The sequence below is a fragment of the Roseovarius sp. genome, from assembly GCF_030373445.1.
Taxonomy (GTDB): Bacteria; Pseudomonadota; Alphaproteobacteria; order Rhodobacterales; family Rhodobacteraceae; genus Roseovarius.
In genome coordinates, this window is the sequence record NZ_JAUCYU010000001.1 from 610,461 (window position 1) to 632,127 (window position 21,667).

The window sequence follows — 21,667 nt, forward strand, 5'->3', positions numbered from 1 at the left end:
CGGCAAGATCGAAACCCGCCCGCGGCACGCCACACTCGACGGATCGCCCAAACTGTGGTCTAATTTCAGGGTATTAGGGGAACAAACGCTATTTATTTGGGGACCATCATGAAAAACCGCATTCCTTCTGTCCTGCTGGCCGGGGCGCTTCTTGCCTTCGGCTCCGCGGCCACGGCCTGCAATGTCGAAGTGGGCCACTGCCCCGAGCCGAAGCCCGTTGCGGCGGACCCGGTCGCCCTCTCCCTCGTGCCCAGCGTCACCTGGCTCGACCCGGGCACGCTGGAGGCGGCGCCAAGGCGCGCGGGCTACGGGCGGCTCTCCTTCCGCCTGCTCAACCCCAGGGACAACACGCCCCTCGGCGCCGAGCTGACCCCCGACACCCGCGAATTCGCCGACCGCTCCTTCCTCGGCTGGCTCGGCAGCTACTTCAACGACACCGAACAGACCTACATGCTGTCGGTGGAAGTGGTCGAGTTCGCCGACGGCGAGGTCAAGGTGCTGCACCGCCGCCCGGTCTATGCCTATACCAGCCGCGAAACCTTCTCCTCGATCTCCGACAACCAGATGATCGATTTCGGCGGCGAGATCGGCTTCTTCTTCAAGAACGACGAATCCCGCCGCGTCCGGCTGGTGCTGCACCAGACCGCCACCACCGACACCGTGACCCGCAACGTCGCCAGGCTCTTCGCGCTCGGCAATGAGGGCAGCGAGACGTTCAAGAACGGTGCCGATGGCAACACGGTCAGCCTTGCCAGCCTCAACAGCCTGGTGCTGGGGTCGAACGCCGGCCGCGTCGGCGCCGCGATCGACTTCGTCGACACCCTCCTCGAGCCGTTCGAACAGGTCGAAACCATCACCGCCAGCCGCACGCTGCGCCACGCCTCGGCCGGAAGCACCTACCGCATCCAGGCCGATTTCTACCCGCGCAACGCGCGCAGCATGGAAGACCGCGACAAGCACCTGCGCCTCGAGGTGTCGCTCGACTACCAGCCGTCGATCCTGCTCACCAGCGCCGATCCCACCTTCAACGACATCCGCGACAGCAAGATCCACGTCGACAACGACATCGTTCAGCCGCTCGACTATTTCGTCCAGACCAACCCGGCCACCAAGGCCGCCTGGGGCGATGTCGGCTCCGACCGGCACGACACCAAGCGCGTCTGCGACAGCATCGCCGACGCCCTGAACGGCCGGCTCGTGGGCGCCGACGTGCCCATCGCCATCAGCGCGATGCTCTACTCGAAACAGGCCGACTTCTCCGAGGGCTGGAACGAGGATGCCTGCTTCGGCCCCGACAAGGCGGTGTTCGACGAGGAGGCATTCCGGAAATACCGTTTCACCCCGCTGCAAACCGAAATCGACCTGACGGATGACCGCCTGCGCGACGATCAGATGGTGGTGCTGCCCGCCGGGCTCAGTGGCATCCTGAAGATCCCGGCGCTGCGCGACACCGTCCACGAGACCGGCAGCCCCTACCGCTCGGCCCTGCGCGGCGTCACCGACAACGGAACCCGGCGCGTCACCCTCTGCGACGAAACCGGCCTGTTCGATGCCGTCCCCTGCAACGGCGGTGCCAACGCCACGCCCTACACCGCCGACGCGCTGCTGCACCGTCTCGCCCGCGATGTCGACCTGCTTGAGGTCGACGGCGCCCGGGTCGGCCTCGGCTGCTTCACCTACCCCGCCGACGAAGGCGGCGAGGCCGGCGTGAACGACCTCGGCTCGCTCGCCGTCATCGGCAACCGCACGGTCGAATTCCTCTGGCATTTCAAGAACCGTGACGGCGCGCCGGTGCTCGACGGGCTGACCATCTCGCACCCCTCGGCCCGGCGCAGCGCGATCTACGAGGCCAATGCCGGCGGCACCTGCGGTGCCACGGCGGTGCAGAATCGCATCTGGGCCTTCAACGGCGAAACCGAGGGCGCCTGAACGCGGCCGGGCGGCCGCGCGCCGGCCGCCCTCAATCCTTCGACAGCATCCGCCCCATATGCCGCCCGCCGAGGATATGCAGGTGGTAATGCGGCACCTCCTGCACGCCATGCGCCCCGGCATTGGCGATCGAGCGGAACCCCTCGCCCCCCTCGCCCAGCGTCACGCCGGTCTTGCGGCACACCTCCGCCGTGGCGCGGGTGAAATCGACGATCTCGGCATCCGACGCCTCCGTCGCGAAATGGTCATGGCTCACGTAAGCCCCCTTGGGGATGATCAGCACATGCACCGGCGCCTGTGGCTGGATGTCGTTGAAGGCCAGCGTGTGCTCGGTCTCGAGCACCGTGTCGTTGGGAATCTCGCCGCGCAGAATCTTGGCGAAAATATTCTGGTCGTCATAGGCGAAGGGCATGGCGGTCACATCCTAGTCAGCGAAAAGACGGGGCGTCTCGGCAATCTCTAGCGCCTTCTCGGGCGGGATATCAAGAAAACGCGCGATCGGCGGCGCGTTCTCGTCCGGCTCGGCGGTTTCCCGGATCACCCCGTGATGCTCGAACCCGGCATCCCGGATCCGGTCGCTCTCGTAGGTCATGTCGCCCCGGATCGTCGGCAACAGCCGCTCCAGCGTCTGGGGCGAGGTCTGTTCACCCGCCAAGCCCACCCGCTTGGCATGGCCGATCAGGTAGTCGTCGGTGAACTCGCACTGGATTTCCAGCATCTTGGTGGTCGACCGGTCGCCCGCGAAATCATGCAACAGGTCAAGGTTCGACGGGTCCATGCACACGATCAGCCGGTCGGTGTCGAAATAATCGAACAGCATCCGCATCAGCGCCCGCCGGTGCCGCGTCCTCTTCCCAAGCGTCGCCTGGATCCCGCCAAGGTCGGGCAGCGGCGTGTCCTCCTCGTTGAAGAGGTAGTCGATCGTCGGCACGTTCGCCACCTGCCGGATGCGCTGGATCACCCGCTTGGCCACGTGCCATTTCTTGCAGATCACGATCATCAGCTCGCGCTGCCGGCCGAGCGAGCTTTCCGTCTCCCAGAACCGGCTGGCGAACCGCCGCCCGATCCGGCCCCGCCCAGTCAGGAACTTGTAAAGGTTCCGCCCCTCGTCGGAGATCTGGAACGTGGCATCCTCGTTGGCGTAAAGCGCGCCCAGCCGCGCCTTCAGCTCCGTCGCCTCCGGGCTGATCTTCCGCGCGAACAGCGCATCCTGCGACAACAGCAGGTCGTAGTGATCGTTGTAGAAGGTCACCGGCATCCCGTAATCGGTGAACATCAGGAAGGTCAGCGTCCGCGTCCGGATCTCCTTCTCGGGCACCACGTGCCGCACCAGCGTCTGGAAGAACGTCTCGTCCGGAATCCACGTCGTGGCGAAAAACCGCATCACGTCGCGCCTCTTGCGGGTGAAATCGAGGATCCACTCGATCGTCCGCCGCCGCAGGCACCACCACTGGCTCCCGATCTGGATCTGCAGATCGGCGGGAATGGGCCGCGTCAGCCCCAGCTTCTTCTGCAGGTTGTACGAGGTGTAGAACCGCCATTTCTGCACCCGCTCGTTAAAATAATGCCGGTAGATCAGCCGGTCTTCCTTCATCCCGGTCTTGATCCAGTCGCTCTCGAAGAAATCGAAGCTCTCGATGTAATCGGCATCGTCATTGTCGAGGAACTCGTGCGCGAAGGCGGCCGATTTCACCGCCATGCAATCGCCCGACAGCATGTAGAAATGCGTGGCCCTCGGAAACGCCTCCACCGCCGCCTCGACGGCATGGAGCGAGGCCTGCACCAGCGACCACTCCCCCCAGCCGCACCTGATCCGCTTGCGCGCGAAGGTCACGTTCGGGTTGTCCGCCAGCGCCGAGCGGATCTTGCGGTAATGCTCCACCCTGGCCCGCGCATCGAAATGGATCGCCATGTAATCGCCCACCGCCGTCAGCATCTCGGCCTGACGGATGATGGCGTCTGGGTCTTTATGGCACAGAAGGATGAAGGCAATTCTTGCCATGACGTGAACGCTCTACCCGATATTATCTTTCTTGCGTACAGTGATAGACATGAAGACGCCTTGAAGAAACGCCCTTTCGGGGGGATTTTCCTCAGGGTACAAAGCTGAAGTCGCAAAAAAAAAGGCGGCGCGGGAAGGTGGAGGCAGAAATATGGGGTTTCCGGGCACGTGGATGACCGAAAGCGAGAGCGTCGTCTATCGCGTGGTGCCGAAATGCGCCTGCTCGACGATCGGCCAGATCATGTACTACTCCGATCACGGCGAATTCTTCGACGGTGACATTCACGACGCGGTCGAGGGGCTGCACAAATGGGCGCGCGACGACAGCCAGCCGCTGATCCGCGACAACGTCACGGCGCACCGGTCCTACGCCTTCACCTGCGTGCGCAACCCGTATACCCGCATCCTCTCCAGCTTCTTCGACAAGATCTGCGGCATCCAGCGCAACGGCAAGCGCTACCGCGGCAAGCTGGTGCCGCTGCTCGTCCAGAAATACGGGGTCGAGGTCGGCGGCGAGGACGGCAAGGAAGAGTTCGACCAGGTCAAGAGCTTCCGTCGCTTCCTGCTCTTCGCCCGCGACACCATCCGCTGGAAACGCCCGATGGAGCCGGACATCCACTGGTCGGCCATGTCCGGCCACGTGTCGACCTTCATCGTCAGCGGCGGCCGCTACGACCGCATCTTCTGGACCGAGGCGTTCAACGACGGCATGGCCGACGTGCTGAGTTCCATCGAGACACCCCACGAGGTCGACCTGAAGACCATCCCCCGCTTCAACGAAAGCGAGGGCCACGGGCCCAAACGCGCCCACCCGGTCGAAGACTATTTCGACGACCTCTCCATGCACCTCGTCTACGAGATCTACAAACGCGATTTCGAGCTCTTCAAATACGACTTCCACGACCCGTCGAACAAGATGCCCACGGGCGAGATCGACCTCGACGAAGTCCACGCCAAGCTGGGCGACTGAGCCGGACCCGCCCCCATGATCGTGCTCGAACAGCCCTCGGCACTGCGGCTCTTCTTCGTGATGCAGGGCTCCATCGTGCCCCGCATCCTGCGCAACATCCTCGCGGTGGCGGCGCTCTCGGCGGCAATCCTCTCGATCGACCGGCTCGCCCTGCCCCTGCCGCATGTCTCGGTCTCGGCCATCGGCGTCTTCGGCATCGCGCTCTCGCTCTTCCTCGGCTTCCGCAACAACGCCGCCTATGACCGCTGGTGGGAGGCGCGCGGCCTCTGGGGCCAGCTCATCGCCGAGGTGCGCAACCTCGGCCGGCAGGTCACGCTCTTCTCCCCCGACCCCGCGCTGCATGCCCGCGTCATGACGAACGCGGTGGCCTTCGCCCATCTCCACCGCGGCGCCCTGCGCGGCGAGGACGCCCGCGCCGAGATCCTGCCCTGGCTTGACGAGGCCGAGACCGACGCGCTGCTGGCCCAGGCCAACCCCGCCAACGCCGCCCTCTCGCGCATCAACGCGGCGCTGGCCGGGGCCGAGCTCGACGGCTACGCCCGCATGACCCTCTCCGGCACGCTCTCGGCCATGGGCCTGGCGCAGGCCGGGGGCGAGCGCATCGCCACCACGCCGCTGCCCTTCGTCTATTCCCTGCTCGTGCGGCGCACGACCTACCTCTACTGCTTCCTGCTGCCCTTCGCCCTGGCCGACCAGGCGGGCTGGTTCACGCCGCTTCTCGCCGCCATCGTGGCCTATGTCTTCTTCGGGCTGCAGGCGGTCACCCGCGAGCTCGAACACCCGTTCCAGAATGTCGAGAACGGCCTGCCGCTCCACACCATGTGCCGGGTGATCGAGATTTCCGCCTCCGAGGCGCTCGGCCGCCCCGCCCCGCCACCGCTGGCGCCGGTCAAGGGCGTGCTGACCTGACGCGCCGCTAGGCAGACGGCGCGGTCCGGGCTATCATCCCCCATCCCGCCGGAGGCCACAGCCCATGCCGACACGCACCCTAATCACCGCCCTCGCCCTCTGCTGGCTCGCCGGCCTCGCCCACGCCCAGGCCGCCAGGTTCGCCGGCTCCTGGTACTGCCGCTACGCCATGGAACCGTTCAGCGGCCAGCCCCTCGACCTGCATTACTGGGAATACCGCCTCTACGCCCAGCCCGACACCAGCTTCACGGCGGAAGGCTTCTACGAGAACCCAGTGGTCGGCCGCGTCCCCGTGCAGATGCAGGGGCAATACGGCCCCCAACCCGGCTACGGCAATGCCGAGGTGGTCTTCCTCGGCACCATGTACCGCGCCGGCAGCGGCCAGCAGCCCTTCCAGATGCCCGCCATCATGTCCGACCCGAACACGATGTATTTCCAGTTCCGCGGCAACACCCACATGACCAACATCACCTGCTCGCGCTGAGAGGCGGGTGAAGAAGGGGCGCTGCCCCTCTTGGCCCCTTGGGCCAATTCACCCCGGGATATTTTCCCCAAGAAGAAGCAACGGTTTCTTAACCATGGGATGATTAACTCACGGATGCGGTACAGGCTGGGAAGCCGATGACCGCCCAAGGAGAAGTCGCGCCCGGCTTTCCAGCCCGCCGCCGGGGGCCGGGCGCGCAACCTGTGCTTCTTCTTGGTACAAATATCCGAATCCGACGCCCGCCACGCAACGCGTCGCCGCGATCAAGCCACCGTCAGATCAACCCTTCCGCGGCAAACAGCGCCTTCACGTCCTTCTCGGGCCGCGCACCGTAATGGCCGATCACCTCCGCCGCCGCGATGCAGCCCATCCGCCCCGAGACCGCAAGCGGCTTGCCCGTGGCGACACCGTAAAGGAACCCGGCGGCGAACTGGTCGCCCGCCCCGGTGGCATCGACCGGCGTGACCCGGTCGACCGGCGCGGTCACCGTCTCGTCGCCCTCGACCAGCACCACGTCCTTGCCCGACCGCGTGCAGACGATCAGCCCGCTGTCGGCCGCCGCCTGTTCCAGCGCCGCGCCCAGGTCCTCGGTCTCGTACAAGGCCAGCCATTCGTGCTCGTTGCCGATCACGTAATCCAGCTCCGTCACCAGCTTGCGGAAATCGTCGCGGTGCCGGTTCACGCAGAACGGGTCCGACAGGGCGATCCCCGCGCGCCCGCCCCCGGCCCGGCAGGCCCGCGCAGCAGCGAGGAACGCCTCCTTGCCCTTGTCCTTGTCGAAGAGATACCCCTCGAGGAACAGAAGGCCCGCCTGCCCCGCCACGTCGTCATCCACGTCGTCGGGCCCCAGCTCGGTGGAAATGCCGAGATAGGTGTTCATCGACCGCTCGCCATCCGGCGTCACGAAGATCATCGAGCGCGAGGTCGGCAGCTCGCCCCCCGCCACCGGCGTGTTCACGAAATCGGTGCCCACCTCGGCCATCTCGCTGGCATAGAACCGGCCCAGCTCGTCATCCTTCACCCGGCCGATGAAACCGGTCTTCAGCCCCAGCGCGCCCAGCCCCGCGATCGTGTTGGCGACCGAGCCGCCCGACATCTGCGTGCGGTTCTGCATCTCGCCATAGAGCAGCTCGCCCCGGTCCTGCTCGATCAGCTGCATGATCCCCTTCTCGATACCCATCGTCGAAAGGAACCGGTCGTCGCATTGCGAAATGACATCGACGACGGCGTTGCCGATGCCGACGGCCTGGTACTTGGTCATATGGTCTTTTCCTCGAATTGACAGAGGTCCCGGATCAGACAGGCGGGACAGTTGGGTTTGCGGGCCTTGCAGGTATAGCGCCCGTGCAGGATCAGCCAGTGATGCGCATGGCGCTGGAAATCGACCGGCACGTTGTCCTCGATGGCGCGCTCGACGGCGTTGACGTCCTTGCCCGGGCAGATGCCGGTGCGGTTGCCGACGCGGAAGATATGGGTATCCACCGCCTGCGCCGGGTAATGCCACCACATGTTGAGCACCACGTTCGCCGTCTTGCGCCCCACGCCCGGCAGCGATTGCAGCGCGGCGCGCGAATTGGGCACCTCGCCGCCATACTCCTCGGCAAGGATGCGCGACAGCTTCATGACGTTCTTCGCCTTGTTGCGGTAAAGCCCGATCGTCTTGATATGGCCGATCAGACCCTCCTCGCCCAGTGCCAGCATCTTCTCTGGCGTATCGGCCACCTTGAACAGCTCGGCGGTGGCCCTGTTCACCCCCGCATCCGTCGCCTGCGCCGACAGCGCCACCGCCACCACCAGCGTGAAGGCGTTGACGTGATGCAATTCGCCCTGGGGCTCCGGCTCCGCCTCGTGGAACCGGGTGAAGATCTCGCGCATCGTGTGGTAATCGAGCTGGGCGGCCATGCCCCCCTCATGCCCGCATTCCCGGCAATGCGCAATATTCGGGTCGCATGGCACGGGGCCAGGGGATAGATTTCCTGCCACAAGCCCAAGGATTGCCCCGATGAACGCCGAGCCCCAGCAAAGCTACCACTACCACGTCATGCGCCGCGCGATCGACCTGATCGACACCGCGGAAGGCCAGCTTTCGCTGGGCGAGCTCGCGTCGGAAATGAACATGAGCCCCGCCCACTTCCAGCGGCTCTTCACCCAGTGGGCGGGCGTCTCGCCCAAGCGCTACCAGCAATACCTGGCGCTGGGGCAGGCCAAGGCGCTGCTGGCCCAACGCTTCACCACCCTGGAAACCGCGCACGAGCTGGGCCTCTCGGGCTCGGGCCGCCTGCACGATCTCTTCCTGCGCTGGGAATGCATGAGCCCGGGCGATTTCGCCCGCCGGGGCGAGGGGCTCACCATCTTCTGGGGCTGGTTCGACAGCCCCTTCGGCCTCGCCCTCGTCATGGGCACCGAGAAGGGCATCTGCGGCGTGGGCTTCGCCAGCGAAACCGGCGAGGCCGCGGCCATGGAGGACATGATATCGCGCTGGCCCGGCGCCCGGTTCGTGGAAGACCCGATGATGCTCCGCCCCTGGGCGCTCGCCGCCTTCGGCGCGAACGGGCAGGAACGCGAGGTGGCGCCCCTCTACCTGATCGGCGCCCCCTTCCAGATCAAGGTGTGGGAGGCGCTTCTGCAGGTCCCCTCGGGCCACGTCACCACCTATTCCGAGATCGCCCAGGCCATCGGCAAGCCCCGCGCCGTGCGCGCCGTCGGCACCGCCGTGGGCCGCAACCCGATCAGCTTCCTGATCCCCTGCCACCGGGCGCTGCGAAAATCCGGCGGGCTTGGCGGCTATCACTGGGGCCTGCCCGTCAAGCGCGCCATCCTCGCCTGGGAATCCGCCCGCGCCGAGGCGGGCTGACAGGGGCACGCCCGCCGCCGCGCAAGAGGGGCGGCACATCGTGCGCGGGTTGTCGCCGAAATTTGCCGGAAACCGGTTGGGAACCGGCGTGTTATTGCATATCATTGCCGCAAATCCGATCTAGCGGATGATCACAAATAGTCGAGGCGAGCACATGAGCTGCACAACCAAACCCATCCTTTTCCTCTCCGCCGTTTCGCTGCTGGCCGTGACGGCCTGTACCGACCCCGGCGCCATGGGCCCGAACGATCCCAACCGGCAAACCAAGCAGGGCGCCCTGCTGGGCGGCATCCTCGGCGCCGGCGTGGGCGCGCTGACCGCCGACGACAAGGGCAAGGGCGCCGTCATCGGCGGGCTTGCCGGCGCCGCCACCGGCGCCATCGCCGGCAGCTTCCTCGACCAGCAGGAAGCCGACCTCCGCCGCCAGCTCGAGAATGACCGCATCGGCATTCGCAACACCGGCGACCGTCTGATCGTGACCATGCCGCAGGACATCCTGTTCGCCGTCGACAGCGCGACCGTGAACAGCTCGCTCCGCGGCGACCTGCTCACCGTGGCGAACAGCCTGCGCGAGTATCCGCGCTCGCGCGTGCAGGTGGTGGGCCACACCGACAACACCGGCAGCGCCGCCTACAACCAGGGGCTCTCCGAACGCCGCGCCAATTCCGTGGCCGACGTGCTGACATCGGGTGGCGTCTCCTACGACCGGATCCAGGCCTTCGGCCGCGGCGAGGATCAGCCGGTCGCCTCCAACCTCACCACCGAGGGCCGCGCCCAGAACCGCCGGGTCGAGATCGTCATCCTCCCGACCTCGTGACGGCTCACCCGCACCCATCGACGGCCTCGGAAAACAGGGTTTTCCGGGGCCGTTTTCTCGTGGGAAGAAAACGGGGCGCCCGTGGGGCCGGCAGCTTAAGGGCCGAGACCTTGGCGCTTGCGGCGAATGCGGGAGCCTCCGGCGAGGAGTTCGCGGGCGTCCCGGAAACGCTCCAGTGGAGCGTTTTGCCCGCGAACGGGCGGAGCCCTTTGGCAAGATGAAGGTTGTTCACGGCCTGTTAACCGGGATCTGGTCTAGTGATCCCGCGTCACAGGCTGGAAAGCCGATGGGCGTCCAAGGTGAAGCCCCGTTTCCCGTGCCCGTGGCAGCCAATCAACCTGGCCGGGGAACGGGGTGATCCGCGCCATGCGTCTTCTTGGCCCAAATACTCCCGGGGGGAGCGTTGAAACCTGCAGGGTTTCATCGCGGGGGGCAGCGCCCCCGAACGCCGCGTCCCCGGCCGCATCGGCCGCGGCCCCATGCGCCTGATCCGCAACATCCTCCTTGCCCTCGTGGCGCTCGTCGCCGCCTACCTGCTGGCCGCCGTCGCCGGCGCGCTGATCCCCGGCCCGCTGCAGGACGCGCCGGAGACCGCCGGCCCGCCCGTCACCATCCGCCTCGTCTCCGGCCCGATCCACTATGACTTTCTCCTCCCCCTCACGCCCGAAACCCGCGCCGCCTTTGCCCCCCTGGCCCGCCACGGCCTGCCGCTGGACGCGCCCGGCGCCGCGTGGCTGATCGTCGGCTGGGGCGCGCGGGAGTTCTACACCACCACCGGCAGCTATGCCGACCTCTCCGCCGCCGCCATCTGGCGCAGCTTCACCGGCGATGCCTCCGTTCTGCGGGTTGACGTGGCCGGCCCGCTGCGCGCGGGGCTCGACCTGCCCGCCCTGGCCCTCACCGCCGGGCAGTACTCCCAACTCCTCGCCGCCATCTCCGGCAGCTTCCGCCACGACGAGACCGGCGCGCCGATCCCGCTCGCCACCCCCGGCTTCGGCCCGACCGACCGGTTCTTCGCCGCCCATGGCCGGTTCGACATCCTGCGCACCTGCAACACCTGGGTCGCCGCCATGCTGCGCGCCGCCGGCCTGCGCTTCGGCGCCTGGACACCCACGCCCTACGCCGTCACCCTCTCGCTCGCCCGCTTCGCCCCCGACACACCCCGCTGACGGTCCCTGCGACCGGTCACCGTCCCACCAACCGGGCCTTCACAGTCCATGGCCGCGTCAACCTCCCGCGCAGATACACCACCTGGATCGCCGCCATGCCCCGCGCCGCCGGCCTGCGCTTCGGCGCCTGGATCCCCACGCCCTACGCCGTCACCCTCTCGCCCGCTTCGCCCCCGCCGCGACCGGCGGACACCGCCCGTCCCGCGCCGCGCCACAGGTTTCCGTGCAACACCACCGCCCGGCCCCGGGCCTTCAAGACATTCCGGGATTCAGTATTTCTCCCGAACGCTCTAGCCTGCCGCCACATCGCGCAGTCACCAAAAGGACAGGCATGGAAAAGAAGAAGCTCAGCGGCCTGCCGCGCCTCGCCGCCGCCTCGCGCAATTCGCTGGCCGGCTTCCGCGACGCCTGGCGCGGGGAAGAGGCGTTCCGTATCGAGTTCACCCTCTTCCTGCTCTCGATTCCCGCCGCCATCTGGATCGCCCGCGACGCGCTGCATGTCGCCCTGCTGATCGGCTCGGTCCTGCTGATCCTGATCGTCGAGGTGCTCAACACCGCCATCGAGGCCGCGATCGACCGGATCGGCCCGGAACGGCACGAGCTGTCGCGCATGGCCAAGGACATGGGCTCGCTCGCCGTGGCGCTTTCGGCGCTGGTGCCCGGCCTGCTCTGGCTGGCCGCGCTCTACGAGAAATTCCTCGCCTGACCGCGCAACGCGCCCGGCCTATCCGCCCCTGAACCGCCGCTCGATCATCGCCCGCAGCCGGATCAGGTCGGACACGCAGGCGCCGATATCCACCATGACGTCCACGTCCGCCTCCCGCCAGGTCCGCCGCACCGTGTCGATGGCGCAAAGCGCCCCCACCGGCCGCGCCCCCGGCCCGTGGATCGGCACGCCAAGATAGGCCCGCACCCCAAGCTCCGGCACCGCGTGGTTGTCGCAGACCCGCGCATCGCTCGGCGCATGTTCCACCACCAGCGGACGGTTGCCGCCCGTCACCAGCCGGCAGAAGAAATGCGACAGCGGCGTCTCGCGCCGCTCGGCATAGGCCCCGGTCAGGCCCAGCGCACTCTTGAAGAACTGCCGCCCCTGCGCCTCGTCCACGATCGAGACCAGCGACACCGGCACCGCCAGCACCCGCGCCACCAGCCGGGTGAACTTGTCGAACACCTCCTCGGGCGGGCTGTCCACCAGCTCCAGCGCGTGCAGTGTTTCGGCGAAATCGCGGAAGTACCTCTCGCCGCGTGTGTCCCAGTCGGCGCCGTCCATCATCGTGTTCTCGGCCATGGTCTTTCTTCCTTTCCGGCTTGGGTCTTGTGCCCGACCATGCCCCGCCAAGGTGAACCAAAGGTAAATTCCCACGCTGACACCCCCTGTCAGCACCCCCGGCCCCGCCCGATTGCCCACTGGCCCCCGGCCCGCACCCGTGGCATATCTGCGAAGCAATCAAATCCCCGACCACGGAGCGCGCGCATGACATTCGGCAAAGGCTGCCACCTGCACCTGATCGACGGCTCGGCCTTCATCTTCCGCGCCTACCACGCCCTGCCGCCGCTCACCCGCAAGTCCGACGGCCTGCCCATCGGCGCGGTCTCGGGCTTCTGCAACATGCTCTTCCGCTACGTCTCCGACGATCACGGCGCCGATGCGCCCACCCATGTGGCGGTGATCTTCGACAAGGGTTCGCACACCTTCCGCAACGACATGTATGACCTCTACAAGGCCAACCGTGACGAGATGCCGGAAGATCTGCGCCCGCAGATCCCGCTGACCCGCGACGCCACCCGCGCCTTCAACATCGCCTGCGAGGAGATGGAAGGGTTTGAGGCCGACGACATCATCGCCACCCTCGCCTGCCAGGCGCGCGACCTGGGCGGGCGGGTCACCATCGTTTCCTCCGACAAGGACCTGATGCAGCTCGTGGGCGACGGGGTCGAAATGCTCGACGCCATGAAGAACCGCCGCATCGACGTGGAAGGAGTCGAGGAGAAGTTCGGCGTCAGGCCCGACCGCGTGGTCGACGTGCAGGCGCTCGCCGGCGACAGCGTAGACAACGTGCCCGGCGCCCCCGGCATCGGCATCAAGACCGCCGCTTTGCTCATCAACGAGTTCGGCTCGCTGGAAGAGCTTCTCGACCGCGCCGAAGAGATCAAGCAGCCCAAGCGCCGCGAAACCCTGATCGAGAAGCGCGAGCAGATCGAGCTGTCGAAACGCCTCGTCCAGCTCGACTGCAACACGCCGCTCACCTTCACCCTCGACGACCTCGAGATCAAAGAACCCGACCCCGAAACCCTGATGGATTTCCTCACCCAGATGGAGTTCCGCACGCTGACCAAGCGCATCGCCGACACGCTGAATGTCGAGGCCCCGGTCATCCCCGACACCAACCCCGCCGGCGCCAACCCGGCCGACGAAGCCCCCGACTGGCCCGCCATCGACCCCTCCACCTACGAGCACGTCCAGACGATGGAGGCGCTGCAGGTCTGGATCGACCGGATCACCGCCCGCGGCTACGTCGCCATCGACACGGAAACCACGTCTCTCAACGAAATGCAGGCGGCCCTCGTCGGCATCTCCCTCGCCGTCACCCCGGGCGAGGCCTGCTACATCCCGCTGCGCCATACCGAGGGCGGCTCCGGCGGCGCCGATGACCTCTTCAACTCCGAGACCCGCGCCGAGGGCCAGCTTGACCCCGACACCGTGCTCGCCGCCCTCAAACCGATCCTCGAGGATGACGCCATCCTCAAGATCGGCCAGAACATGAAGTACGACGCCAAGATCTTTGCCCAGAACGGCGTGCGCATCGCCCCCATCGACGACACGATGCTGATGTCCTACGCGCTCAATTCCGGCATCCACAACCACGGGATGGACACGCTCTCCGAACGCTACCTCTCCCACGTGCCGATCCCCATCAAGGAGCTGCTGGGCACCGGCAAATCCGCCATCACCTTCGACAAGGTCGCCATCGACAAGGCCGTGGGCTACGCCGCCGAGGATGCCGATATCACCCTCCGCCTCTGGCACATCTTCAAGCCGCAGCTGCACACCGCCCGCGTCACCACCGTCTACGAAACCCTCGAACGGCCCCTCGTGCCGGTGCTGGCCCAGATGGAACGCCACGGCATCCAGGTCGACCGCGACACGCTCTCGCGCATGTCCGGCAAGTTCGCCCAGAAGATGGCCCAGCTCGAGGAGGAGATCCACACGCTGGCGGGGCGCAAATTCAACGTCGGAAGCCCCAAGCAGCTCGGCGAAATCCTCTTCGACGAGATGTCCCTCGAAGGCGGCAAGAAGGGCAAGACCGGCGCCTATGCCACCGGCGCCGATGTGCTCGAAGACCTCGCCACCATGCACGAGCTGCCCGCCCGCATCCTCGACTGGCGCCAGCTCTCCAAGCTGAAATCCACCTATACCGACGCACTGCAGGATCATATCGACCCCGACACCGGCCGCGTCCACACCTCCTATGTCCAGACCGGCGCCAGCACCGGCCGCCTCGCCTCGACCGATCCGAACCTGCAAAACATCCCCGTCCGCACCGAGGAAGGCCGCCGCATCCGCGAGGCCTTCGTCGCCCCCGAGGGCAAGACGCTCCTCTCCCTCGACTACTCCCAGATCGAGCTGCGCATCCTCGCCCATATCGCCGATATCGGGCAACTGAAGCAGGCCTTCGCCGACGGGCTCGACATCCACGCCATGACCGCCTCGGAAATGTTCGACGTGCCGCTGGCCGAGATGACCCCGGAAATCCGCCGCCGCGCCAAGGCGATCAATTTCGGCGTGATCTACGGCATCTCCGGATTCGGCCTCGCCCGCCAGCTCCGCATCCCCCGCGGCGACGCGCAGGATTTCATCAACCGCTATTTCGAGCGCTTCCCGGGCATCAAGACCTACATGGACGACACGGTGTCTTTCGCCAAGGAACACGGCTTCGTGCAAACCCTCTTCGGCCGCAAGATCCACACGCCGGAAATCTCCGCCAAGGGCCCCCGCGCCGGCTTCGCCCGCCGCGCCGCCATCAACGCGCCGATACAAGGAACAGCCGCCGACATCATCCGCCGCGCCATGATCCGCATGCCCGCGGCGATAGAGGGGCTGCCCTGCAAGATGCTCCTGCAGGTCCACGACGAACTTCTCTTCGAGGTCGACTCCGGCGCCGCCGACCAGGTCATCACCGCCGCCCGGGAGATCATGGAAGGGGCGGCCAAACCTGCGGTTCACCTCGACGTGCCGCTCGTGGTCGATGCCGGCCAGGGCATGAACTGGGCCGAGGCCCACTGAGCCCGCCCCGCCGACCTCGCGCGCCCTCCCCGCCCCGGGCCTGACCCGGGGCCTCGCCTCCTCCTCCCCGCCCCGGGCTCGACCCGGGACCTCGCGCCATCGCCTCCCCGCCGGGCGAGCGCCGGCCCGTGGGTAGGCGCTACAACGGTAACGGCCCACGCTTTATCGCGCCGAATACATCTTCCCTCTCAACGTCACGAAACACCCGCCAAATCGCCTGCCCGCCCTTACAGGCCGGCGCTCGCCCGGCGGCCTCCGGCCTTGTTCCGGGCGTGTGCCAGCCCACGATCACACAAACAAAAATTCCCCACAATATCATTGCGCCACCGCCCCCATCCATGCTTTCCTCAACCCGTTTCCGTAACGAAAACATGGGTATAAAAATGTTTAAAGCCAATCTATTGAAACTCACCTTCGGCCTCGCCGTCCTTATCACCGCAACCGCCGCCCCGGCACAGGACCGCTACTGGCAAAAGACCCGCTCGCCCGACGGCTCGGGCGCGTTCTACGAATATGTCTCCCCGGGCCTGTTCGAGGGCGAATACGCCCACCTCTTCCTGCCCATCACCGGCGAACCCTACCGACAGGCCCTCTACCTCCACGAACTCAGCAAAAGCGAACGGCAATCCCGCAAGGCCCGCGAGGTCGAAGGGCGGCTCGTCGAAACCCTCGTCAAAGCCCACCGCCGCGACAAGTCCAGCCGCCTCGGCCGCGTCTACGCAACCTGCGCCAAGGAAGACCGCGACCTCGACCGCATGGCGGACATGATCTTCACCGACGACAACCCCTACACCCCCGAAAACTACGATCCCGACGCCGAACTCACCATGCCGGTCAACTGTCTGGTCAGACGGATGATGAAGTGGTCCACCGCTCGCCTGCGCGTGGCGCTCCGCACGGATTTTTATGCCCGGAAACACGACGTTGACCTTCCCAGCACAGCGCGGGTCAAACTCTTCGACAGCGATTACGGCGCAGTGCAATTGCCCAAGCAAGACGCCAACGCCTACATGTATGAATCCTGGTATCGGGGCAGCAAATCCGAATGTTTCAAAACCCTGGAAGAGACCCGGGACTATTCCGAGGTTCTTCTCGACCCCAAGCGCAAGCCCGAACACCGTGCCGAGTTCGATGCCGAGCAATTGTGCCGCATCTCCAGGCAAAAGGGGATCGTCTTCGCCATCGGCACCTTGTGGCTCCGCGCCGATCACCTAAAGCGCGAACTGAACCGCACGAACTCGCCGTTCCATGGTGTGGGTGTGACTTTCTATTATAAAGATATCAATGACAACAGGGTCCGCGTCCCCTTCCATAACCTCGGCAGCCTGATCCGCAAGGAACTCTGACCGGCCCGGGGCCTCGGCGTAGGGTGGGTGAAACCCACCTCCCCCACGTCCCGCAATACCATGCAACCCGCCCCGGCCCCCGAGCCGGGGCCTCTCTCCCACCCCCTACTCCTCCCTATCCACCCGGCCGCGCAGGGCCTTCACCTCGCCGCGCTCCTTCTTCGCCTTCAACCGCCGCTTCTTCGACCCCAGCGACGGCCGCGTCGGGATGCGCCGTTTCGGCTTTTCGCAAGCCTTCTTGACCAGCTCCGCCAGCCGCTCCCGCGCGATCTCGCGGTTCCGCGCCTGGCTGCGGGTCTCCTCCACCTGGATCAGCACCGCCCCGTCCTTCGTCCAGCGCCGCCCGGCCAGCCGCTTCAGCCGCCGCTTCACCGGCTCCGGCAGGTTGGGCGAGCGTTCCGCCTCGAAGCGCAGCCCGACCGCCGTCGACACCTTGTTGACGTTCTGCCCGCCGGGCCCGCCCGAGCGGGTGAACTGCTCGGTCAGCTCCCAGTCCTCGATGGTGATCTGGCTCGTGATGCGCAGCATGGAATTCCTCTCGGGCAAAGTCTCGGGCGCGGTGGAAACACCGACGCGATACCGACAAGATACCGACGTTATACCGACGTTGAAAACCGGCAAATCAAAAGGGCCGCCCCGGCAAGGAAGCGGCCCTCTAGAGTTGTAGGAGGCGGTGCGGTTAGGCGCACCAATCCGGGGGCGTCACACGCCCAGGGGCTGCCCTAGACGAGACCCTCCCGAACTGTTCCGTCACCTCTCTCCAATACCTCTATAGACACTGGATCACCTCCTTTCAAAATGTTGCCGTTATCCACAGCCTGACACAGAATTTCGCTTTGTCAAAACAAAATCATGTGGCGCGGTTCGTCAGTGACCTCACGATGATGCGAAACGGCACTAAAGTAAGCAGGGCCAGTCCCAGCTTGACCATCCAGTCCGCCACCGCCAGCGAGATCCACAGCGGCACGACCGGCCCGACCCCCAGAAGCGGCAGCGCCTCGTTGGCCCAGCCCACGTCGTTGCCGGGCTCCAGCATGACAAGGCTCGCGGAAAAGGCGATGGTGAAGAACAGCGCCGTGTCCACCGTGCTGCCGATCAGCGACGACACCATCGGCGCCCGCCACCACGCCCCGTCGCGCAGCCGGTCGAAGACCGCGATATCAAGCAGCTGCGCCGCCAGGAATGCCACGGCCGAGCCAAGCGCGATGCGAAGGGTCACCAGCGGCCCGAACTCGCCCGAGATCTGCGTGCCGACGAAGGAACAGGCCAGCCCGACAACGAAGCCCGCGAACACCACCCGCCGCGCGGCGTCGCGCCCGTAGACCCAGTTCATCACGTCGGTCACCAGGAAGGCCAGCGGATAGGTGAACGCCCCCCATGTCAGCCACTGGCCGAACAGGAACTGCACCAGGATGTTCGAGGCCACGACGATCGCGGCCATGGCCAGGATGCCGGGAAGCAGGTGGTGTTTCATGACGTCGGACGATCCTTGCACAACTCCCCCACCGGGGGGCTGGCCGCCCTTACAGCCTGTCCTGCCGCGTGGCAAGGCCCGTGCCTATTCTGAGGTCAGCACCGACACGCATTGCCCCGGCAGGTCGGCCATGGTCAGCTCGCGCCGCGGGTTGGGGCGCGGGGCGTTGGGGTCGGGCGGCGGCGGGTTGATGATGTTGTTCACCCATTCCTGCGCGTCGTCACAGCCATCGCCCGCCGGCGGCGCCGCCTGGTTCTCGCAGTTCTTGGCGCCCCGCGGACAGCTCAGCCTGACATGGAAATGGTAATGGTGGCCGTACCACGGCCGGATCTTGCGCAGGTAGGAGCGGTCGCCCATCTCCTCCTTGCACATCCGCACCTTGGCGCCGGGGAAGACGAAGATCCGCGCGGTGCGCGGGTCCTGCGCGGCGGCCTTGATGACCTCGTGATGCTGGCGCGTCCAGTTGTCATTGGTATAGGCCCCGTTCGCCCTGCGCAGCGAGATCGACGAAAGGTTCTCGCGCTCTGCCCGCGAAAGGTTCAGCCGGTTCGGCGGCAGCATCCAGATATCCACGTCGAGGCCGATCTGGTGGCTCCGGTGCCCGGTCAGCATTGGCCCGCCGCGCGGCTGGCTGATATCGCCGACATATAGGCCCGCCCAGCCCGGCTGCTGCGCCGCCTTGGCCGAGAGTTTCTTGATGAAATCGATGGTCTCGGGGTGGCCCCAGTTGCGGTTCCGCGACAGCCGCATCGCCTGCCATGTCGGCCCCGTCTCGGGCAATTGCACGCTGCCCGCCGCACAGCCCTTGGCATAGCTGCCGAACGGCGTGGGCGCCTGTTGCGAGCCCTGCGGCTTGGCCCCGAAGAGTTGTTTCGCCTCGACGCCCTGCATCGAGGCGGGAATGCTCTGGGTCGAGAGGATCGGCTCACTCGCCGCATACTCCTGCGGCCCCGAGCCGCCACAGCCCGCAAGGCCGATGATGAGCGCGATCAGTTTGACGTGACGGACCATGTGTCGCTGTCCCCTTCTGCTTTCACCCAGCGTAGCAGGACGAGGCCGATCAGGAAAAGAAGAATTACCGGCGAGACGCCGATCCGCGCACTGCCGCTGAGCGTGGTGACCAGCCCGATCAGCGCCGGCGCCATGAAGGCCGTCGCCCGCCCCGAAAGGCCGTAGAGACCGAAACTTTCGGTCGGTGCCGCCGGGTCGGTATGGCGCACCATCAGCGTCCGGCTCGACGCCTGCAACACGCCGCCCAGACCCCCGATCAGCGCGCCACAGCCGAAGAACACCATGTCCGGCAGGGCCGAGCCCTCTTCCAGCGGGATGCCGAAGAACTGGTCCCGGTCCATCCCCACCACGGTGAAGCAGACCAGCATCAGCCCGAGGATCGACACGATGATCACCGGCTTCGGCCCGAAGGCCCGGTCGAACCGCCCCCCGACCCAGCTGAACGCCGCCGCCGAGATCGCGCCGACGATGCCGAAAATGCCGACCGAGATGATGGTCCAGTTCAGCACCAGCACCGCGTAGGTGCCCCCGAACCCGTAAAGCCCGTTCACCGCGTCGCGGTAGAACATCGACGAGCCAAGGTAGACCGAAAGGCTCACCCGGCGTTTCAGCGCCACGATCGACTTCTTCAGAAGCCGCAGCGCGTCACCCACCCCGCGCCCCTTCCGCGCCGGGCCAGTATCGCGCACCCACAGGAAATAGGGGATCATGAACACCGCGTACCAGGCCGCCGTGAACGGCCCGACAAAACGCGTGCCCTCCCGCGCCTCCGCATCGAGGCCCAGCGCCGGGTCGAGCCCGATCAGCGTCTTGCCGCCATCGTCGAAGAACAGCGTCAGCATGATCGCCAGAGAAACGATCCCGCCGACATAGCCGAAGGCGAAGCCAGAGCCCGAAACCGCGCCGGCCTCCTCCTTGGGCGCGAGCGAGGGAAGCTGCGAGTTGACGAAGATCAGCGCGTATTCCGCCCCGATGAACCCGATCCCGAAGCACGACAGCGCCCACAGCATGTTCGACCCGTCCGGCTGGGTCCACCAGATGCCGGTGGCGCCGACCACGTACATGACCGAGAAGGCCACGATCCACGGCAGCCGCCGCCCGGCGGTATCGGCCAGCGCGCCGATGAACGGCGCCCCGAACCCGATGATCAGCCCCGTCACCGTCAGGCACATCGACCACAGGCTCTGCGCCCGCGCATCCGCCGCTTCCTCTGCCAGCCCGGCATTCATGAAATATTCCGACGCCACCGAGGCGAAGAACGGCCCGAAGACGAAGGTGACCAGCAACGTGTGATAGGGCTGGCTGGCCCAGTCGAAAAAGTACCAGCCCCAGATGCGCTTGCGCCGCGACGGTTCCGCCATACTGTCCCCCCAAGCCTTGCCCGCGATAAGACAGGCTCAGAGCACGGCTTTCAAGTCAATCCTGCATCGGCGGCCACGGGCGCACATCGTCGGCCTCGATCCACGCCTTGACCCACTCCGGCGCCGGCGGCGACACCTCGTCGACCCCCAGTTCGCGGATCACCTCGCCCGGCGGCACGATCCCGTTCTTGCCCGTCACGGCCGAGCGATAGACGATGTGGTTCGCGCATTCGCCGTTCTTCTTCCACATCGACTGTTCGATATAGAAGAACCGCTCGTCCCAGGACGCCAGCCGCGAGCGCATGTCGACCGTCTCGAACGCTTTCACCCGGCGCCGGTAGCGCACGCTCGCCCCGGCCATGGTCAGCCCCCAGCGCTTGCGCCTGAGTACCTCGACCAACCCCACGCGATAGGCCATCGGGATGCGGCCGAGGTCATACAGCATCAGCGTCCGACCGTTGTTCAGCTCCATCCACATGTCGATATCCCACGGCAGGCAGACATGCCGCGACACATGCGTGTCGAACACCGAAAGCGGCGGCGCCTTGCGGTATTTCCACACCTGCCAGAACATCCGGATGAACGGGTACATCGGGCGTTGCCTCCTTCGCTTTGCCCCTGACCTCTGCCCGCCCGTCCGCGACGTCAACCGAAACCCTGCGTCAGACTTGCGATTCCGGACCCGCCCGCTTAGGTGTTGACCGGTCGCAGTTCGAGGAAGGTGCCGATGACGTCGATTTTACAGATCCTGTTTCTTCTGCTGGATATCCTGTGGTTCTTCATCATTGCCCACGTGATCATGAGCTGGCTGATCAATTTCCAGGTGCTGAACCTGCATCAGCCGCTCGTCGCGCAGATCTGGGACATGCTCAACCGCATCCTCGAACCGATTTACCGGCCGATCCGCAAGATCCTTCCGCCGATGTCCGGCATCGACCTCGCGCCGCTGGTGGCCCTGATCGGGGTCTACGCGATCCGGATCATCCTGGCCAACAACGCGGCGGCGTTTTACTGAGCCGGGTCTTGTTTACCGAATCTTAGTGTGAAAAGGTTCTG

21 protein-coding genes are annotated in these 21,667 nt (G+C 66.2%); 11 read left to right on the top strand and 10 right to left on the bottom strand.

All coding sequences use genetic code 11. The features are described from left to right. Positions 1–108 precede the first annotated feature (108 nt). A complete protein-coding gene (locus QUV18_RS02850) occupies positions 109–1,929 on the top strand; it encodes a hypothetical protein (RefSeq protein WP_300891876.1) in 1,821 nt (606 codons plus the stop codon). Positions 1,930–1,960: 31 nt separating this feature from the next. On the opposite strand, the gene QUV18_RS02855 is transcribed toward QUV18_RS02850, so the two are convergent. Both QUV18_RS02855 and QUV18_RS02860 read right to left on the bottom strand, forming a co-directional pair. Next, a complete protein-coding gene (locus QUV18_RS02855) occupies positions 1,961–2,341 on the bottom strand; it encodes an HIT domain-containing protein (RefSeq protein ID WP_300892041.1) in 381 nt (126 codons plus the stop codon). A 12-nt stretch (positions 2,342–2,353) separates the two neighbouring features. Continuing rightward, entirely contained in the window at positions 2,354–3,931 is a 1,578-nt protein-coding gene (locus QUV18_RS02860; RefSeq protein WP_300891877.1) for a DUF5928 domain-containing protein, read from the bottom strand. A gap of 151 nt (positions 3,932–4,082) precedes the next feature. On the opposite strand from QUV18_RS02860, the gene QUV18_RS02865 reads away from it, so the two are divergent. The 3 genes from QUV18_RS02865 to QUV18_RS02875 all read left to right on the top strand — a co-directional run bounded on the left by QUV18_RS02865 (position 4,083) and on the right by QUV18_RS02875 (position 6,294). Next, entirely contained in the window at positions 4,083–4,901 is an 819-nt protein-coding gene (locus tag QUV18_RS02865; RefSeq protein ID WP_300891879.1) for a sulfotransferase family protein, read from the top strand. Positions 4,902–4,916: 15 nt separating this feature from the next. Continuing rightward, complete coding sequence (locus QUV18_RS02870) at positions 4,917–5,810, top strand: bestrophin family ion channel (RefSeq protein ID WP_300891881.1); 894 nt, start codon at positions 4,917–4,919, stop codon at positions 5,808–5,810. A 64-nt stretch (positions 5,811–5,874) separates the two neighbouring features. Continuing rightward, a complete protein-coding gene (locus tag QUV18_RS02875; protein ID WP_300891883.1) occupies positions 5,875–6,294 on the top strand; it encodes a hypothetical protein in 420 nt (139 codons plus the stop codon). Positions 6,295–6,568: 274 nt separating this feature from the next. Here the strand turns inward: QUV18_RS02875 and QUV18_RS02880 are convergent, their stop codons facing one another. Continuing rightward, positions 6,569–7,555 carry an adenosine kinase gene (locus tag QUV18_RS02880; protein ID WP_300891885.1) on the bottom strand — a complete coding sequence of 329 codons (987 nt, stop codon included), beginning with the start codon at positions 7,553–7,555 and terminating at the stop codon, positions 6,569–6,571. Further along, the gene (gene nth / locus QUV18_RS02885; protein WP_300891887.1) at positions 7,552–8,196 is read right to left on the bottom strand and encodes an endonuclease III; all 645 of its coding nucleotides are present in this window, start codon (positions 8,194–8,196) and stop codon (positions 7,552–7,554) included. Before nth ends, QUV18_RS02880 begins: the two co-directional genes overlap by 4 nt. Positions 8,197–8,296: 100 nt before the next feature. Between nth and QUV18_RS02890 the strand changes: the two genes are divergently transcribed. The 4 genes from QUV18_RS02890 to QUV18_RS02905 all read left to right on the top strand — a co-directional run bounded on the left by QUV18_RS02890 (position 8,297) and on the right by QUV18_RS02905 (position 11,840). Next, entirely contained in the window at positions 8,297–9,148 is an 852-nt protein-coding gene (locus QUV18_RS02890; RefSeq protein WP_300891889.1) for a bifunctional helix-turn-helix domain-containing protein/methylated-DNA--[protein]-cysteine S-methyltransferase, read from the top strand. A gap of 154 nt (positions 9,149–9,302) precedes the next feature. Continuing rightward, the gene (locus QUV18_RS02895) at positions 9,303–9,965 is read left to right on the top strand and encodes an OmpA family protein (protein ID WP_300891891.1); all 663 of its coding nucleotides are present in this window, start codon (positions 9,303–9,305) and stop codon (positions 9,963–9,965) included. A gap of 479 nt (positions 9,966–10,444) precedes the next feature. Next, positions 10,445–11,134, top strand: coding sequence for a TIGR02117 family protein (locus tag QUV18_RS02900; RefSeq protein ID WP_300891893.1), 690 nt, complete (start codon positions 10,445–10,447; stop codon positions 11,132–11,134). Positions 11,135–11,465: 331 nt separating this feature from the next. Continuing rightward, positions 11,466–11,840: a diacylglycerol kinase gene (locus QUV18_RS02905; protein ID WP_300891894.1), complete on the top strand. Its 375-nt coding sequence runs from the start codon at positions 11,466–11,468 to the stop codon at positions 11,838–11,840. Positions 11,841–11,858: 18 nt separating this feature from the next. Here QUV18_RS02905 and QUV18_RS02910 read toward each other — a convergent pair whose 3' ends face one another. Further along, a complete protein-coding gene (locus QUV18_RS02910; RefSeq protein WP_300891895.1) occupies positions 11,859–12,422 on the bottom strand; it encodes a GAF domain-containing protein in 564 nt (187 codons plus the stop codon). A 186-nt stretch (positions 12,423–12,608) separates the two neighbouring features. On the opposite strand from QUV18_RS02910, the gene polA reads away from it, so the two are divergent. Next, positions 12,609–15,419, top strand: a complete 2,811-nt coding sequence (gene polA, locus QUV18_RS02915) for a DNA polymerase I (RefSeq protein WP_300891896.1) — start codon at positions 12,609–12,611, stop codon at positions 15,417–15,419. Positions 15,420–15,757: 338 nt separating this feature from the next. Then, positions 15,758–16,765, top strand: coding sequence for a hypothetical protein (locus QUV18_RS02920; RefSeq protein WP_300891897.1), 1,008 nt, complete (start codon positions 15,758–15,760; stop codon positions 16,763–16,765). A 105-nt stretch (positions 16,766–16,870) separates the two neighbouring features. On the opposite strand, the gene arfB is transcribed toward QUV18_RS02920, so the two are convergent. The 5 genes from arfB to QUV18_RS02945 form a co-directional block, all read right to left on the bottom strand. After that, entirely contained in the window at positions 16,871–17,293 is a 423-nt protein-coding gene (arfB, locus tag QUV18_RS02925) for an alternative ribosome rescue aminoacyl-tRNA hydrolase ArfB (protein ID WP_300891899.1), read from the bottom strand. 322 nt (positions 17,294–17,615) lie between these two features. Continuing rightward, entirely contained in the window at positions 17,616–18,239 is a 624-nt protein-coding gene (locus tag QUV18_RS02930; protein WP_300891900.1) for a queuosine precursor transporter, read from the bottom strand. An 84-nt stretch (positions 18,240–18,323) separates the two neighbouring features. Beyond that, positions 18,324–19,250, bottom strand: a complete 927-nt coding sequence (mepA, locus tag QUV18_RS02935) for a penicillin-insensitive murein endopeptidase (protein ID WP_300891901.1) — start codon at positions 19,248–19,250, stop codon at positions 18,324–18,326. After that, positions 19,229–20,611, bottom strand: a complete 1,383-nt coding sequence (locus QUV18_RS02940; RefSeq protein ID WP_300891902.1) for an MFS transporter — start codon at positions 20,609–20,611, stop codon at positions 19,229–19,231. Before QUV18_RS02940 ends, mepA begins: the two co-directional genes overlap by 22 nt. Before the next feature lie 55 nt (positions 20,612–20,666). Then, entirely contained in the window at positions 20,667–21,203 is a 537-nt protein-coding gene (locus QUV18_RS02945; protein WP_300891904.1) for an acyl-CoA thioesterase, read from the bottom strand. 135 nt (positions 21,204–21,338) lie between these two features. Between QUV18_RS02945 and QUV18_RS02950 the strand changes: the two genes are divergently transcribed. Continuing rightward, positions 21,339–21,626 carry a YggT family protein gene (locus QUV18_RS02950; RefSeq protein WP_300891906.1) on the top strand — a complete coding sequence of 96 codons (288 nt, stop codon included), beginning with the start codon at positions 21,339–21,341 and terminating at the stop codon, positions 21,624–21,626. Positions 21,627–21,667: the final 41 nt, after the last annotated feature.